At 75.8% G+C, this 18,761-nt stretch carries 1 protein-coding gene; it reads left to right on the forward strand.

Annotation, left to right across the window (positions count from 1 at the left end; all coding sequences use genetic code 11):
* The first annotated feature begins 125 nt into the window (after nucleotides 1–125).
* Nucleotides 126–18,755: a non-ribosomal peptide synthetase gene (locus tag K7396_RS33075; RefSeq protein ID WP_152104485.1), complete on the forward strand. Its 18,630-nt coding sequence runs from the start codon at nucleotides 126–128 to the stop codon at nucleotides 18,753–18,755.
* Nucleotides 18,756–18,761: the final 6 nt, after the last annotated feature.

Consider the following 18,761-nt stretch of genomic DNA (forward strand, 5'->3'; position numbering starts at 1 on the left):
CGACTCCCCGCTCTTCTCGCACCCGGCTCGCCCGAACGCTCCGGCCTGCCCCGCCCGGTACCCCTCTTCCGGGCCGCCCGATGCCCCGCCGCACTGCCCGTCCCCGCTGAGAAGGACCGACCTCCATGACGGACCAGCACGAGAGTTCAGCACCGTCGTCCCCGTCGCCGCAGGACCGGACCGTCCCCCCGGCCCCCGGGTCCGGCCCGGTCCGTCCCGGGCCCGGCACACCGCTCGGGGACCTGTTCGCCGCATGGGCGGCCCGCACCCCCGACGCCCCCGCGGTGACGGACGGCCGGCGGACCTGGACCTACCGCGAGCTCGACGGGCTGGCCAACCGCCTCGCCCACGACCTCATCCGGCGCGGGGCGGGGCCGGAGCGTACGGTGGCCGTGGTACTGCCCCGCTCGGCCGAACTCGTCGTCGCGGAACTCGCCGTGGCCAAGGCGGGCGGCGCGTTCCTCCCGGTCGATCCCGCGTACCCCGCCGAACGCCGCGCCCTGATGCTGTCCGACGCCCGGCCCGCGGTGGTGCTCGACGACCCGGCGCAGACCCGGCCCCCCACGGGCCCGGACCACGCGCCGCGGGACGCCGACCGGCTCGCGCCGCTGTGCGCCGAGCACCCCGCCTACGTCATCTACACCTCGGGGTCCACCGGGACCCCCAAGGGCGTGGTGGTGACCCACACCGGTCTCGCGTCCTTCGCCGCCGCGGCCGCCGCGCGGTACGACGTCGCGCCGGGCGCCCGCGTCCTGCAGTTCTCCTCCCCGAGCTTCGACGCCTCCGTCCTGGAGCTGTGCATCTCCCTGCTGGCGGGCGCGACCCTCGTGGTGCCGCCCGACGGGCCGTGGCTGGGCGAGGAACTCGCGGCCGTCCTGGCCGAACACCGCATCACCCACGCCCTGATCCCGCCGGCCGCGCTCGCGACCGTGCCCGCCCCGGGCGCCGGCGGCCTGCCCGACCTGCGGACCCTGATCGTGGGGGCCGAGGCATGCCCGGCCGAGCTGGTCGACCGCTGGGCGGCGGGACGCCGGATGATCAATTCCTACGGTCCCACCGAGGCCACCGTCGTCGCGTCCTGGACCGGGCCGCTGGCCGTGGGCGGCGGCACGCCGACCATCGGCAGACCGCTGCCGCACACCGAGGTCCATGTGCTGGACGCGGCCCTGCGGCCGGTGCCCGCGGGCACCGGCGGTGAGCTGTACCTCGGCGGCACCGCAGTGGCACGCGGCTACCTCGACCGGCCGGGGCTGACCGCCGCCCGCTTCGTGGCCGACCCGTACGGCCCGCCCGGCAGCCGGCTCTACCGCACCGGCGACCTGGCGCGGTGGAACCCCGACGGCGCACTCGAATTCCTCGGCCGGGCCGACCGGCAGGTCAAGGTGCGCGGCTTCCGCATCGAACCCGGCGAGATCGAGGCGGCGCTGTCCCGTCATCCCCGCGTCGGCGAAGCAGTGGTCGTCGTGCGCGAGGACGAGCCCGGACGGCAGCGGCTCGTCGCCTACGTCACCGCCGCGGACCCCCACCGGTCCCCGCAGCCCGCGGAGTTGCGCGCCGCGGTCTCCCGCAGCCTGCCCGCCCATATGGTGCCCTCGGCCGTCATGGTCCTCGACGCGTTCCCGCTGACCGCCCAGCACAAGATCGACCGGCGGGCGCTGCCCGCGCCCGACACCGCCCGCGCCCCCGAGCCCGGCCATGTCGCGCCCCGCACCCCCGCCGAGCGGACCCTCGCCGGCATCTGGTCGGACGTGCTGTCGGTGCACCCGGTCGGCACCGGCGACGACTTCTTCGCGCTCGGCGGCGACTCCGTCCTCGCCGTGCGGGTGCTGTCCCGGATCCGGGAGGAGTTCGGCGACCGGCTGTCCGTACGGGACCTGTTCACCGCCCGGACCATCGCCGGCCTGGTGCCGCTCCTCGGCGACCCGGACACCGCGGACACCGTGCCGCCGGTCACCCCGGCCCCGCGCGACCGGCCGCTGCCGCTGTCCGGCGCCCAGCAGCGGCTGTGGTTCCTCGACGACCTGACGGGCGGCGGCACCGAGTACAACACCGGCGTCGGGGTGCGTCTGGGCGGCCCGCTGGACGCCGGGGCGCTGCGCCGCGCCCTGGACCGGCTCGCGGCCCGCCACGACTCCCTGCGCACCACCTTCACCACGGTGGACGGGCGCGGTGTGCAACGCGTCGACGCCACCGCCACCCTGCCGCTGCGCACCGTCGACCTCGGCGACCTCCCGGCCGACCGCCACGAAGCGGAGGCCGAGCGGCTGCTGGCCGAGGAGCTGGAGAGCCCCTACGACCTGCGCGAGGGCCCGCTCACCCGCGCCCTGCTGATCCGGCTCGCCGACGACGACCACCTGCTGCTCCTGGCCCAGCACCACATCGTCACCGACGGCTGGTCGGTCGGCGTGCTGGTCCGCGAACTGGCCGCGCTGTACGCCGCCGAGGCGGACGGCACTCCGCTCGGCCTGGCACAACCGGCCCTGCAGTACCCCGACTTCGCCGTGTGGGAGCGCGCCCACCCCACCCCGGCCCGGCACGCCGACGACCTCGCGTACTGGAAGCGGCACCTCGCCGGGACACCGCAGCTGGACCTGCCCACGGACCGGCCCCGGCCCCCGGTGCGCACCACGGCCGGCGCGGCCCACCGCCACGAGCTGCCGGCCGACCTGGCCGAACGCCTCGCCGCCCTCGCCCGGTCCAAGGGCACCACCGTGTTCACCCTGTTCGCCGGGGCGGCCGCGGTGCTGTTCTCCCGCTACAGCGGCCAGCGCGACATCGCGTTCGGCACCGTCACGAACGGGCGCGGCCACCGGGAACTGGAGGAGGTCACCGGCTTCTTCGTCAACACCCTGGTGCTGCGCAGCGACGTCGACGGCACCGCCACCGTCGACCGCTTCCTGGACACCGTGCGGTCCACGCTGCTGGACGCCTTCAGCCACGACAGCGTGCCGTTCGACCGGGTCGTCGAGGAGCTGGCCCCGCGGCGCGACCCCAGCCGCACCCCGCTGGTGCAGGTCCTGGTCGTCCAGCAGACCGCCATGGTGCACCCGCGGGAGGCCGGCGGCGTACGGATCGAGGAGCATCCGCTGCCGCGCCCGGCCGCCCGCTTCGACCTGGTACTGGAGTTCCTGCCGCGCGGCGACGGGTCGTTCGGGCTGACCGTCGAGTACAACACCGACCTCTTCGACGCCCGGACCGTGGCCCGGATGAGCCGTCAGTTGCACCTCCTGCTGGAGGGCATGGCGGACGGCCCGCAGCGGACCGTCGCCGAACTGCCGCTGCTGACGGACGACGAGCGCCGCACCATGCTCGACGCCTGGAACGCCCCGCAGCAGGACGGCCCGGACTCCACGCTGCCCGAGCTGCTGGCGGCGCAGACCGCCCGCACACCCGACCGGACCGCCGTCGTCTGCGGCGACACCCGGTTCAGCTACGACGAGGTCAACCGGCGCGCCAACCGCCTCGCCCGGCTGCTGGCCGGCCGCGGGGTGGGTCCCGAGACGCTGGTGGCGCTGGCCCTGCCGCGCTCGGCCGACCTGGTCCCGGCCCTGTGGGCGGTGCTCAAGGCGGGCGCCGGGTATCTGCCGGTGGACCCCGGCTATCCCGCCGAGCGCATCCGCTTCATGCTCGACGACGCCGCGCCGGCCATGGTGCTGACCACCCGGGACACCGCCGGCTGCCTGCCCGAGGCCGCCGAGCGGCTGATGCTGGACGATCCGCTGACCGTGGCCGAGGCGGCCGCTCTCCCGGACGACGACCTCACCGACGCCGACCGCGCCCGGCCGCTGGACCCCGGCCACCCCGCGTACGTCATCTACACGTCCGGGTCGACCGGCCGCCCCAAGGGCGTGGTGGTCACCCACCGCAGCGTGGCGGATCTGGCGGCCTGGGCGGGCGCGCAGTTCGGCCCGGAGCGGCTGGCGCACGTGGTGGCCTCCACCTCGCTCAACTTCGACGTCTCCGTCTTCGAACTCCTCTGCCCGCTGCTGTCCGGCGGCAGCATCGAAGTGGTGGCCGACCTGCCGGCCCTCGCCGACCGGCCGGACGCCGCGCCGCGGCAGGCCGGTCTCCTCAGCGGCGTGCCGTCGGTGGTCTCCCGGCTGCTCGCCCGGGACGCCGGCACCGTCACCGCCGACACGGTGGTCCTGGCGGGCGAGGCGCTGCCCGCGCAGACGGTACGGGAGATCCGGGAGACCATGCCGTCCTCCCAGGTCGCCAACATCTACGGCCCGACCGAGGCCACCGTCTACGCCACGGCCTGGTTCGCGGGCGACGCCCCGCCCGAGCAGGCCCCGCCCATCGGCCGGCCGGTCGCCCGGACCCGCTGCTACGTCCTGGACGGCATGCTGCGGCCGCAACCGCCGGGCGTGACGGGCGAGTTGTACCTCGGCGGCAGAGGGCTGGCGCGTGGGTACCTCAAGCGCCCCGGCCTGACCGCCACCCGGTTCGTCGCCGACCCCTTCGCCGGCCCCGGCAGCCGGATGTACCGCACCGGCGACCTGGTGCGGTGGACCACCGACGGCGAGCTGGAGTACCTGGGCCGGGCCGACCAGCAGGTCAAGGTGCGCGGCTTCCGGATCGAGCTGGGCGAGGTCGAGGAGGCGCTGCTGCGCTGTGCCGGGGTGGCCCAGGCGGCCGCCGCCACCCGGGAGAGCGGCGGGCACAAGCGCCTGATCGGGTATGTCGTCCCGGCGCCCGGCGCGGAACTCGTGCCGAGCGCGATCCGCCGGCTGCTCGGCCGCAGCGTGCCCGACTACATGGTGCCCGCCTCGGTCGTCGTCCTGGACGCGATGCCGCTGAACCCCAACGGCAAGCTGGACCGCGGCCGGCTGCCCGACCCGGACTGGACGACCGCCGGGACGACGGACTACGTCGCGCCGCGCACCGCCACCGAGCGGGCGCTCGCCGCCGTGTGGGCCGACGTCCTGCGGGTCGAGCGCGTCGGCGTCGACGACAACTTCTTCTCGCTGGGCGGCGACTCGATCCTCAGCATCCAGGTGGTCGCCCAGGCGCGGCAGGCCGGCCTGGCCGTCACCTCCCGCGACGTCTACCGGCACCAGACGGTCGCCGCCCTCGCGCAGTGCGCGGACGCCGCGGACCGGCCCGCCCCCGGGCAGCCCGAGGCGGAGGCCACCGGCCGGGCACCGCTGACGCCCATTCAGCACTGGCTGTTCGAGAGCGACCCCGCGCGGGCGGGCCACTTCGGCCAGACGATGTCCGTCGAGCTGGCCGACGGCCCGGACGCCACGGCGCTGGAGGCCGCCCTCCAGGACGTGGTCGCCCACCACGACGCCCTGCGCTCGCGCTTCGTCCAGGACGCCGACGGCCGGTGGCACCAGCACATCGACGCCGGCGCCCCCGGTCCCGTCCTCCAGCATCACACCGGCCCCGACGACGACGCCCCGCACCACGGGCCGTTCGACCTGGACCGCGGCCTCCTGCTGCGCGCCGTGCTCCACGACCGGGGCACCGGTCTGCCCCCCGTCCTGCACCTGGCCGTCCACCACCTCGTCGTCGACGGCGTCTCCTGGCGGCTGCTGCTGGAGGACCTGGACCGCGCCTACCGCGCCCGCCGCGAGGGAGCGGACGGGGCGCTGCCGCCGAAGTCCTCCCCGCTGCGCCACTGGGCCAGGCGGCTGACCGCGCACGCCGACGCCGGCGGCTTCCAGGACGAGACCGGCCACTGGACGGCGCTGGCCCGCACCTGCGACCCGGCGCTGCCCACCGACCTCGACGGCGCCAACACCTACGCCTCGGCCCGCTCGGTGACCGTGCGCCTCACCCCGGACGACACCTCCGCCCTGCTCCACACCCTGCCCCGGGCCTTCCGCACCCAGGTCAACGACGTGCTGCTGAGCGCGCTGGGCCGGGTGCTGCACGAGTGGACCGGACGCGACCGGGTCCCGGTGGACCTGGAGGGCCACGGCCGCGAGGAACTCTTCGGCGACGTGGACCTCAGCCGGACCGTCGGCTGGTTCACCACCCGCTACCCGGTCGCCCTCGCCGTGGCGCGGGACGCCGACTGGGGCACCGTGCTGAAGTCGGTCAAGGAGCAGCTGCGCGCGGTGCCCGGCCGCGGCCTCGGCTACGGCGTCCAGCGGCACCTGATCCGGCCTGCGGACCTGCCCGGCACACCGACCGCCGGCCTCAGCTTCAACTACCTCGGACAGTTCGCCGCACCGGGCGGTGACGGCAGCCTCTACCGCGGGCCGCACCGCGAACTGGCGCTGGACGCCGACCCCGACGCGCCGCGCCCGCACGCCCTGGAGGTCGTCGGCCGGCTGGACGGCGACGCCCTGGAGTTCACCTGGTTCTACTCGGCGAACCTCCACCACGAGGAGACCGTCACCCGGCTGGCCGGGGACTTCGTCCGGGCGCTGGGCGGCATCGCCCGGCACGCCGCCCGGCCCGGAGCCGGCGGCCGCACCCCCTCCGACTTCCCGCTCGCCGCGCTCGACCAGCCCACCGTGGACCGGCTGGCGGGCGACGGCAGCACCGTCGAGGACATCCACCCGCTCACCCCCACCCAGGCCGGCATGCTCTTCCACCGGCTCTCCCAGGACGACCAGAGCGTCTACTTCCAGCAGCTCACCTTCGTCCTGGACGGCGTGCCCGACCCGCGGGCCCTCGCCGCGGCCTGGCAACAGGTCACGGACCGCACCCCCGTGCTGCGCGGGCGCGTCGTCTGGGAGGACGTGCCCGAACCGCTGCTGGTGGTGGAGAGCGGCGTCACCGTGCCGGTCGCCCAACTGGACTGGCGCGCCCTGTCGGACGACGAGCGCCGGGCCGAACTGGCGGAGCTGCTCGACCGCGACCGGCGGCGCGGGATCGACCTCGCCGCCGCCCCGCTGCTGCGCCTGGTCCTGGCCCGGCTCTCCGACACCCAGGTCCAGGTGGTGTGGTCCTTCCACCACCTGGTGCTGGACGGCTGGAGCCTGTTCCAGGTGCTCTCCGACGTCTTCCGCTGCCACGCCGCGCTGCGCGACCGGGCGGACGACGACGGCGCCGCGCCCGCCGGGGCGGGCCTGCCCAGCCGCCGGCCGTTCCGCGACTACGTGGCCTGGCTGCGGGGCCGCGACTGGGACCAGGCCGAACGGCACTGGCAGGACCGGCTCGACGGGTGGAGCGAGCCCACCGCGCTGCCCTTCGACCGCGAGCCCCGCGAGGCCCACCGCGCGGAGTCCACCGAGGCGGTGCGGATCTCCCTGCCCGCCGCCACCACCCGCCGCCTGGACCGCCTGGCCAAGGACGCGGGCCTGACCATGAACACGCTGGTACAGGGCGCCTGGGCGCTGCTGCTGGCCCGCCAGACGGGGCGCTCCGACGTCGTCTTCGGCACCACCGTGTCCGGCCGCCCGCCGGAGCTGCCCGGCGTCGAGGCGATGAACGGCCTGTTCATCGCGACCGTTCCGACGCGGCTGACGGTCCCCGCCGACGGCACCCTGACCGCCTGGCTGCGCCGGGTGCAGGAGATCCAGACCGAGGACCGGCGCTTCGACTTCGTCCCGCTCGCCCGGCTGAAGGCGTTCAGCGACCTGCCCGAGCGGGTCCCGCTCTTCGAGAGCATCGTGGTCTTCGAGAACTACCCCGTCGGCGGCGACCTCGCCGCCGCGCACGGCCTGCGGCTCAGCGGCCTCGACGGCATCGAGACCACCAACTATCCGCTGAGCCTGGTCGCCTACCCGGGCCGGGAACTGGCCCTGCGCCTCGGCTACGACCCGGAACTCTTCGACGCGGCCACCATCGAGCGGATGGGGGAGTACCTCACGGTCCTGCTGACGGGCCTGGCCGCGGACCCTCAGCTTCCGCCCGCCCGGCTGCCGGTCCTCGGCGCGGCACGCCGCCGCCAGGTCGTCGAGGAGTGGAACGACACCGCCGCCCCGCTGCCCGAGGGCACGGTGGCCACCCTGTTCGCCGCCCAGGTCCGCCGCACCCCCGACGCCCTCGCGCTGGACGCGGGGGACACCCGGCTGACCTATCGCGAACTCGACGCCCGCACCGACGCGTTGGCCCACCGGCTGACCGGGCTCGGGGTGCGCCCCGAGACCCCCGTCGGGGTCCTGATGGACCGGTCGGCCGCTCTGGTCATCGCCCAACTGGCCCTCGTCAAGGCGGGCGGCGTGTATGTCCCGCTGGACGGCCGCGCGCCCCGCGAGCGGCTGCGGCAGGTGCTGGCGGAGACCACCGCCGGCCTGGTGCTCACCGACGCCGCCTGGGAGGAGACCGCCCGCGCCACGGTGCCCGGCGGCCACGTCCTGCCGGTGACGGACGAGGCCGTACCGGCCGGCGCCGCCCCGCAGGGCACCTCCCTGCCCGCGCTCCACCCCGACAACGCCCTCTACCTGATGTTCACCTCCGGCTCCACCGGCCGCCCCAAGGGGGTCGCGGTGCGCCACCGGGACGTCGTGGCGCTCGCCTTCGACCGCGCCTTCGACGGACACGACCGGGTCCTGGTGCACTCGCCGCAGGCCTTCGACGCGGCCACCTACGAACTGTGGGTGCCCCTGCTGCGCGGCGGCCGGGCCGTGCTCGCCCCGCCGGCCGACGTGGACGCCACCACCGTGCGCCGGGCCATCGAGGAACAGGGCGTCACCTGCCTGTGGCTGACCGCCGGGCTGTTCCGCCTGCTGTCCCAGGAGGACCCCGGGTGCCTGCGGGGCGCCCGGGAGGTGTGGACCGGCGGCGAGGCCGTGCCGGGCGCCGCGGTGCGCCGCGTCCTCGACGCCTGCCCCGGCCTGACCGTGGTCGACGGCTACGGCCCCACCGAGACGACCACCTTCGCGACCCGGCGTGCCTTCCGCGCCGGCGACCCGCTGCCCGCCGCCCTGCCCATCGGGCGTCCCCTGGACAACATGCGGGTCTACGTTCTGGACGCCGCGCTGCAGCCCCAGCCGCCCGGCATCCCCGGAGAGCTGTACCTCGCCGGCGCCGGGCTCGCCCGCGGCTACGCCGGCCGCCCCGGCGCGACCGCCGAACGCTACCTGGCCGACCCGTTCGGACCGGCCGGGAGCCGGATGTACCGCACCGGCGACATCGTGCGCTGGAGCGCCGACGGCGAACTCCACTTCGTGGGACGCGCCGACGACCAGATCAAGATCCGGGGCTTCCGCGTCGAACCGGCCGAGATCGAGGCCGTACTCACCCGCCACGAGGCCGTCGCCGAAGCGGTGGTGACCGTCCCCGAGGACGGCGGCCGCAAGCGGCTGGTGGCCTACCTCGTCCCCGCCCCGGGCAGGGCGGTGCCGCGGTCCGCCGAGCTGCGTGCCGCGCTCGCCGCCGAACTGCCCGACTACATGGTCCCCGCCGCGTTCGTGACCCTGGACGCGCTGCCCCTGACGGGCAACGGCAAGGTGGACCGGCGCCGGCTGCCCGCCCCCGACTGGTCGGCCGCCACCGCCGGCGAACACCTCGCGCCGCGCACCGAGGCCGAGCGGATCCTCGCCGAGATCTGGTGCGCCCTGCTGGGCGTCGACCGGGTCGGCGTCGAGGACAACTTCTTCATGCTGGGCGGAGATTCGATCCTCAGCATCCAGGTCGTCTCGCGCGCCCGCCGGGCGGGCCTGACCCTGACGCCCCGGGACCTGTTCCGCCACCCCACCGTCGCCGCGCTGGCCGCCGCCACCGGCTCCGCCGCACCGGTCAGCGGCACCGGCCCGGTGACCGGGGACATCGCCCTCACCCCGATCCAGCACTGGTTCCTCGACGCCGCGCCGCAGCGCCCGGAGTACTTCAACCAGTCCCTCGTCATCGAACTGGCCGAGGAGCCCGACCCGCGGGCGCTGGAGCAGGCCCTGCACGCCCTGTGGGCCCACCACGACGCCCTGCGGGCCCGCTTCGCGCAGCGGCCGGACGGCACCTGGCACCAGCACTGCCCCGCCCCGGACGCCGCCGCACCGCCCCTGCTGCGGGTGCACGACCTGTCCGGACACGACGAGGAGGAGGGCGCCGCCGCGGCCGAGGCCGCCATGGCCGAGGCGCAGGCCGGCTTCCGGCTGGACACCGGCCCCCTGCTCGCCGCCCGCCTCTTCACCGGCGCGCCGGGCCGGCCGCCGCGGCTGTTCCTGACCGTGCACCACCTGGTGGTCGACGGGGTCTCCTGGCGGGTGCTGCTGGAGGACCTGGAGAGCGCCTACCAGCAGGCCCGCACGGGTGAGCCGAGCCCGCTCGCCCGGACCACCTCCGTACAGGAGTGGGCCCGCCGGCTCCACGAGCACACCGAGGCCGGTCTCTTCGACGGGGAACGCGCGCACTGGAGCGAGGTCGCCGCGCACTGCGCCACGGCGCTGCCCGTCGACGCCGACGGCAGCAACACCATCGCCGACCTGCGCTCGGTCACCGTCCGGCTGGACCGGCGGCGCACCGGCGACCTGCTGCAGAAGGTGCCCGGCGTCTACCGCACGCAGATCAACGACGTGCTGCTCACCGCGCTCGGCCGGGTGCTGGCCGACTGGACCGGCGAGCGCACCGTCGCCGTCGGCCTGGAGGGCCACGGCCGCGAGGACCACCTCTTCGACGGCGTCGACCTGTCCCGTACGGTCGGCTGGTTCACCACCCTGTTCCCCGTCGCCCTGGACGTCCCGGACGGTGGCTGGGCCGCGGCGCTGAAGTCCGTCAAGGAGCAACTGCGCGCGGTGCCCGGCCGGGGGCTCGGCCACGGGGCGCTGCGGCACCTCGCCGGAGCCGCCGGACTCACCGGTGCCCCGCAGCCGCTGATCAGCTTCAACTACCTCGGCCAGTTCGACTGGTCCGGCGACGGCGGGCTGATCCGCGCGGTGCACGGCGGGCTGGGCGGCGCCGACGCGCCCGAGTCCGTCCGGCCGCACCTGCTGGACGTGGTGGGCCGGGTCGAGGAGCGCTGCCTCGAACTCACCTGGTACTACAGCGGCGCGGTGCACCGCGAGGAGACAGTGTCCGCGCTGGCCACCGGCATGCTCACGGCGCTGGAGGACATCGTCGCGCACTGCGCGGCCCCGGACGCCGGCGGCCGCACCCCCTCCGACTACCCGCTCGCCCGCCTCGACCAGGCGGGAGTGGACCGGGTCGCGGCGGACGGCCGCGCGGTGGAGGACATCTACCCGCTGACGCCCATGCAGGCGGGCATGCTGTTCCACAGCCTGATGGACCCCGACTCGCACACCTACTTCAACCAGGTCCAGCTGGTGCTGTCCGGCGTCACCGACCCGGCCGCGCTCGCCACGGCCTGGCAGCAGGCGGCCGACGCCAACCCGATGCTGCGCACCCGTCTGGTGTGGGAGGAGACCGCCGAGCCGCTCCAGGTCGTCCAGGCGCGGGCCACCGTGCCCGTCGCCCACCACGACTGGACCGGGTGGAGCGACGAGGACCGCGAGCACGCACTGACCGCCCTGCTCGCCCAGGACCGGGCGGCCGGTCTCGACCTCGCCGCCGCCCCGCTGATGCGGCTGGCCCTGATCAAGCTGTCCGAGGACCGGGTCCGGCTGGTCTGGACGTTCCACCACATCCTGCTCGACGGCTGGAGCGCGGCCCAGGTCTTCGACGAGATCTGCGAACGGTACGCGGCGCTCACCGCGGGCCGCCGCCCCGAGGTCCCGGCCCGCCCGCCCTTCGGCAGCTACCTGCGCTGGCTCGCGGAGCAGGACAGCACCCGGGCCGAGCGGCACTGGCGCACCGCGCTGGCCGGCTTCACCTCGCCGACCGAACTCCCGCGTGACCGCAAGCCCCTGGAGGCCCACCGCGCCTCGTCGTCGGGCTCGGTCCACGTCACGCTGGACGAGGCGGACTCCGCCCGCCTGCGGGAGACCGCGCAGCGCGCCGGCCTCACCATGAACACGGTGCTGCAGGGCGCCTGGGGCCTGCTGCTGTCCCGCTACAGCAACAGCGACGACGTGGTCTTCGGCACCACCGTCTCCGGGCGGCCCGCGGCCCTGCCCGGGGTGGAGGCCATGGTCGGCCTGTTCATCAACACCCTCCCCACCCGGGTGCGTACCGACGGGCGGCGCGGGCTGCTGGACTGGCTGCGCGACCTGCAGACGGCCCAGTCGGAGTCGCGGCGCTACGACTTCGTCTCCCTGACCGACCTCCAGACCTGGAGCGAGGTCCCGCGCGGGACGAACCTGTTCGACAGCATCGTGGTCTTCGAGAACTACCCCTTCGACAGCGACGCCCTCGCCCGGCACGGCCTGGGCATCCAGCAGGAACGCGACCTGGAGCCGACCAACTACCCGCTCAGCGTGATCGTCGCCCCCGGCGACCGCCTCACCGTGGCCCTGGACTACGACCCGGCGGCCTTCGACGCGGCGACCGTCGAGCGGATGGGCACCTGCCTGCGGGTGCTGCTCACGGAGATGGCGGCCGACCCGGACCGCCGCCTGGGCGACCTGCCGCTGCTCACCGGCGACGAACGCGGGCGCATCCTGCGCGAGTTCGGGGGAGCGGCCGCCACGGCGCCGCGCCGCGTCCTGCCCGAGGTGTTCGAGGCGCAGGCGGGCCGCACCCCGCACGCCACCGCCGTGCTGGCTGGCGACGACCGGCTCACCTACCGGGAGCTGAACGAGCGCGCCAACCGGCTGGCCCGGCTGCTGGTCGCCGCCGGCGCCGGCCCGGAGCGGTTCGTCGCCCTCGCCCTGCCCCGCACGGCCGACCTGATCACGGCCCTGCTGGCGGTGCTCAAGAGCGGCGCCGGCTATCTGCCGGTCGACCCCAAGTACCCGGCCGAGCGGGTCTCCTTCCTGTTCGACGACATCGGTCCGGACATCGTGCTCACCACCGCCGCGCTGGCCGGCCGGCTGCCCGACGGGCCCGCCACCCGGATCGCGCTGGACGACCCCGCGACCGCGGACCGGCTCGCCGCGCAGTCCGCCGCCGACCTCGGCGACGGCGAGCGGAGCGGCGCGCTGCTGCCCGCCCACCCGGCCTACGTCATCCACACCTCGGGCTCGACCGGCCTGCCCAAGGGCGTGGTGGCGACGCATGGGTCGGTGGTCGCGCTGGCCGACTGGGCGGCCGGCGAGTTCGGCGGCCGGGGCCTGTCCCACGTCGTGGCGTCCACCTCGCTCAACTTCGACGTGTCGGTCTTCGAGATCTTCAGCCCGCTGCTGTCCGGCGGCTGCGTCGAGATCGTGAGCGACCTGCTGGCTCTCGCCGAACGCTCGGCGCCCTGGACCGCGAGCCTGCTCAGCGCCGTGCCCTCCGCCCTCGGCCAGCTCCTCGCCGAGGACACCGTGCACGTCACCGCGGACACCGTGGTGCTGGCCGGCGAGGGGCTCGCCGCCCGTACCGTGCGGGAGGTGCGCGCCGCCGTCCCCGGCTGCCGGGTCGCGAACATCTACGGCCCCACCGAGGCCACCGTCTACGCCACCGCCTGGTACTGCGACCCCGCCGACCCCGACCGCACCCCGCCGATCGGCAGCCCCGTCGCCGGCGCGCGGGCCTACGTCCTCGACCCGCACCTGCGGCCGGTCCCGGTCGGCGTACCCGGCGAGCTCTACCTCGCCGGAACCGGCGTGGCGCGCGGCTACTTCGCCCGGCCCGGACTGACCGCCCGGCGCTTCCTGGCCGACCCGTTCGGCCCGGCCGGCGAGCGGATGTACCGCACCGGCGACCTCGTGCGCTGGGACGCCGACGGGCAGTTGGAGTACCTCGGCCGTGGTGACGACCAGGTCAAGGTGCGCGGCTTCCGCATCGAACTCGGCGAGGTCGAGGCCGCGCTGGCCCGGCACCCCGACGTCGCCGAGGCCGCCGCGCGGGTGGTCGAGACGGGCGGGCACAAGCGCCTGGTGGGCTATGTGGTCACCCGCGGCACGGCGGAGGCCGACCCCGCCGCGGTGCGCGCCTTCCTCGCCCGGAGCCTGCCCGACCACCTCGTGCCCGCGGTCGTCGTCCCCCTGGAGCGGCTGCCGCTGGGAGCCACCGGCAAGCTCGACCGGCGTGCCCTGCCGGCGCCCGACTGGTCCGCCCCGGCCACCGCGCACGTCCCGCCGCGCACCGACACCGAGAAGGCGCTCGCCGGGATCTGGGCCGAGGTGCTGGGCGTGGCCCGGGTGGGCGCGGAGGACAACTACTTCGCGCTCGGCGGGGACTCGATCCTCAGCATCCAGATCGTCTCCGCCGCCCGCCGCGCCGGCCTCGCGCTGACCCCGCGGCACCTGTTCGTCCACCAGACCGTCGCCGCGCTGGCCGCGGCCGCCGAGGCGCTGCCCGCCACGGTGTCCACCGCCGAACAGGGCCCCGTGGTGGGCGAGGTGCCGCTCACCCCCGTCCAGCACTGGCTGTTCGACAGCGTCCCCGACCGCCCCGGCCACTTCACCCAGTCGCTCTCCTTCCAGCTGGCCGCCGAGGTCGACGAGGGCGCGCTGCGCGCCGCCCTGGCCGCGGTGCTGGAACACCACGACGCCCTGCGCACGGTGTACGAGACCACCGGCGACGGCCACCGGCGCCAGTACACCGCGGCGCCCGGCGCGGCACCCGACCTGGCGGTCCACGACCTCTCCGGCCTGGAGCCGCAGGACCGCGCGGAGGAACTGCGCCGGCTGACCGACGCCCTGTGCGCCGGCTTCGACCTCGCGCAGGGGCCGCTGCTGAAGGCCGCGCTGTGCCACCGCGGCGAACAGGACCGCCCGGTCCTGCTGCTGGCGGCCCACCACCTGGTCGTCGACGCGGTGTCCTGGCGGATCGTCCTGGAGGACCTCGACACCGCCTACCGCCGGACGCGAGCGGGGGAGCGGGCCGGGCTCGGCCCCAAGACCACCTCGTTCCGCGCCTGGGCGCAGCGGCTGCACGACCACACCGCCGCCGGCGGCTTCGACGGCGAACTCGCCCACTGGAGCGCCGCGGACGGCCTGACGGACCTGCCCACCGACCACACCGGCCGCAACTCCGCGGACTCCGAGGACACCGTGACCGTCCGCCTGGAGGCCGAGGAGACCCGCCGGCTGCTCCAGGACGTCCCGGACGTCTACCGGACCCGGATCAACGACGTCCTGCTGTGCGCCCTGGGCCGGGTGCTGGCCCGCTGGACCGGCCACGACCGGGTGCGGATCGGGCTGGAGGGCCACGGCCGCGAGGAGATCTTCGACGACATCGACCTCTCCCGCACCGTCGGCTGGTTCACCACCATGTTCCCGGTCGCCCTGGACCTGCCGCCGCACGCGGACCTCGCCGCGGCGCTGAAGTCCGCCAAGGAGGGCCTGCGGGCCCTGCCGGGACACGGCCTGGGACACGGCGCGCTGCGCCATCTGCGCACCCCGGAAGAGGGCGCGGAGCTGCCGGCCGACCCGCAGATCGCCTTCAACTACCTCGGCCAGCAGGACTGGAGCGCGTCCGCGGGCGACGGTCTGCTGCACGCGCCGTACGGCGGGCTGGCGGGCGACATGGACCGGGCGGCCGACCGGCCGCACCTGATCGATGTCGTCGGCCTGGTCGCGGACAAGCGCCTGGAGTTCACCTGGTCCTACTCGGCCAACCTGCACCTGCGCGCCACCGTGGCCGCGCTGGCCGAGGAGATGACCGCCGAACTGCGGGAGATCGTGCGGCACTGCGCGGAGCCGGGCGCCGGCGGGCGCACCCCCGCCGACTTCCCGCTGGTCCGCCTCGACCAGGAGACCGTCGACCGGCTCGTCGGCGACGGCCGGGACGTCACGGACGTCTACCCGCTGACGCCGACCCAGACCGGCCTGGTCTTCCACGGGCTCGACGAGCCCGACCAGGGGCTCTACGTCGAACAGGCCACCTTCGTCCTGGACGGCGTCCCCGACACCCACCTGCTGGCCGCCGCCTGGCAGCAGGTCGTCGACCGCACGCCCGTGCTGCGCAGCGCGGTGATCCTGCACGAGGTGCCGGAGCCCCTGCAGACCGTCCACCGCTCCGTCACCCTGCCCGTCACCGAACTCGACTGGAGCGCGCTGACACAGGAGCGGCGCGACGCCGAACTGGCGCGGCTGCTCGCCGACGACCGGGACCGCGGGCTCGCCCTCGACCGGGCGCCGCTGCTGCGGCTCACCCTCGTCCGGCTCTCCCCGGCCGAGGTGCGGGTCGTGTGGACCTTCCACCATGTGCTGCTCGACGGCTGGAGCGTCTTCCAGGTCCTGTCGGACGTCTTCGCCTGCCATGCGGCGCTGACCCGCGGCGACGCCCCGGACCTGCCCGACCGCAGGCCGTTCGCCGACTACGCGGCCTGGCTCGCCGCCCGCGACACGGCCCCGGCCGAAGCCCACTGGCGCACGGCGCTGGCGGGCCTGACCGCACCCACCCCGCTGCCGTACGACCGGCGCCCGGCGCCCGGCGCGGCCACCCGCGCCGGCACCTGGCTCTCCGAGCGGCTCGGCGAGCGGGAGAGCGTGGCGCTCCAGGACTTCGCCCGGCGCCACCACCTCACCCTCAACACCGTCGTCCAGGGGGTCTGGGGCCTGCTGCTGTCGCGCTGGAGCAACGAGCGGGAGGTCTGCTTCGGCACCACCGTCTCGGGCCGGCCCGCCGACCTGCCCGGTGCCGACGCCATCACCGGCCTGTTCATCAACACCCTGCCGGTGCGGTGCGCCGTGGACGGCGGCGCGGCCCCGGCCGACTGGCTGGGCGCCCTGCAGTCCGTACAGGCCGACGCCCGCGGCCACGACCACGTCCCGCTGTCCGACCTGCGGGCCTGGAGCGAACTGCCCGCCGGAACACCGCTGTTCGAGAGCCTGGTGGTCTTCGAGAACTACCCGATCAACGACACCGCGGCCACCGCGCACGGCCTGCGCGTCCGCGACCTGCACGCCCTGGAGGCCACCAACTACCCGCTCACCGTGGTCATCTCGCCCGACACCCGGCTGAGCGTGGAACTCGGCTACGACCCGCGGTACTTCGAGGGGTCCACCGCCCGGTCCCTGGCCGCCCAGCTGGTGCACACCCTGGGCGCCCTGGCGGCCCCCGGCGGCGCGACGACCGTGGACGGGATCGACATCCTGCCGCCGCAGGAGCGCGCGCGGCTGACCGTCGGTTCCGCGCCGGAGCCCGAGGACGCCGTGCCGCCCGCCACCCTGGCCGCGCTCGTCGAGGCGGCCGTCGACCGGTTCCCCCAGGAGCCCGCGGTGACCGCCCCGGACCAACAGCTGACCTTCGCGCAGCTGGAGGCGCGGGCCAACCGCCTCGCGCACCACCTCCTGGCCCGCGGGACCGGCCCCGGTGACCTCGTCGCCCTGGTCCTGCCGCGGTCGGCCGACATGGTCGTCGCCCAGCTCGCCACCGCCAAGACGGGCGCCGCCTACCTGCCGGTGGACCCCGGGTACCCGGCCGAGCGGATCGCGCTGATGCTGCGCGACGCCGCACCGGCCGTCACCCTGGAGGCCGCCGAGGTCCACGGCCTCCTGGCCGGCGGGGACGACGACGCACCCGCCCACCGGCCCACCGACCGGGACCGGGTCCGCCCGCTCGACCTCGACGACCCCGCCTACGTGATCTACACCTCCGGCTCCACCGGCACCCCCAAGGGCGTGGTCGTCACCCACCGCGGCCTGGCGGCCTTCGCCGCGGCCGAGGCCGACCACTACCAGGTCCGGCCGGGCGACCGGGTGCTGGCCTTCGCCACGCCCAGCTTCGACGCCTCGGTGCTGGAGCTGTGCATGGCCCTGCCGGCCGGTGCCAGCCTCGTGGTGCCGCCGCCCGGACCGCTGCTCGGCGAGCAACTCGCCGAGGTGCTGCGCCGGGAGGGCATCACCCACACCCTGCTGCCGCCCGCCGCGCTCGCCACGGTGCCGCCCGCCACCGCGGGGAGCCTCCCGGACCTGCGCACCCTCATCGTCGGCGCGGACGCCTGCGGCGCCGACCTGGTCGCCCGCTGGGCCCCGCACCACCGGATGATCAACTCGTACGGGCCCACCGAGACCACGGTGGTCGCCACCTGGTCCGGGCCGCTGGTGCCCGACGGCACCGCGCCGCCCATCGGGCGCCCCCGCGCGGGCAGCCGCAGCTATGTGCTCGACGCGCGGCTGCGGCCGGTCGCCGACGGGGTCCCCGGTGAACTGTGGATCAGCGGACCGTCGCTGGCCCGCGGCTACCTCCACCGTCCCGGCCTGACCGCCACCCGGTTCCTCGCCGACCCGTTCGGCGCACCGGGCGCGCGGATGTACCGCACCGGCGACCTGGTCCGCCGCGACGCCCACGGCGAACTCCACTACCTCGGCCGCACCGACCACCAGATGAAGCTGCACGGCCACCGGATCGAGGCGGGCGAGGTCGAGTCCGTCCTGGTGGGCCACCCGGCCGTCCGGGACGCCGTGGTCGCCGTACGGGAGGACGAGCCCGGGACGCCGCGCCTGGTCGCCCACCTGCTCGCCGCACCGGACACCGACGTCCCGGCCGGCGCCGAACTGCGCGCGTACGCCGCCCGGACGCTGCCCCCGCACATGGTCCCCTCGGCCTTCGTCGTCCTGGAGCGCTTCCCGCTCACCGAGAACGGCAAGACCGACCGCGCGGCCCTGCCCGCGCCCGGCCCCGACCCGCACGAGCCCGCCGCCCAGGTCGCCCCGCGCACCCCCACCGAGCAGTTCCTCGCGGACGTCTGGTCCGAGGTCCTGGAGACGGCCGTGGGCGCCGAGGACGACTTCTTCGCCCTCGGCGGCGACTCGCTGCGCAGCCTGCGCATCGCCTCCCGGGTCAACGAGACCTTCGGCGTGGAACTCACCCCCCGGGACGTGCTGACCACCCGCACGGTCGCCGCCCTGGCGGACCTGGTGGAGGAACACGTCCTGCGCGAACTCGAAGACGCCGCACGCGGCACCAGCGACCACAACGAACGGTGAGGAACG

The sequence above is a fragment of the Streptomyces angustmyceticus genome (assembly GCF_019933235.1).
Lineage (GTDB): Bacteria > Actinomycetota > Actinomycetes > Streptomycetales > Streptomycetaceae > Streptomyces > Streptomyces angustmyceticus.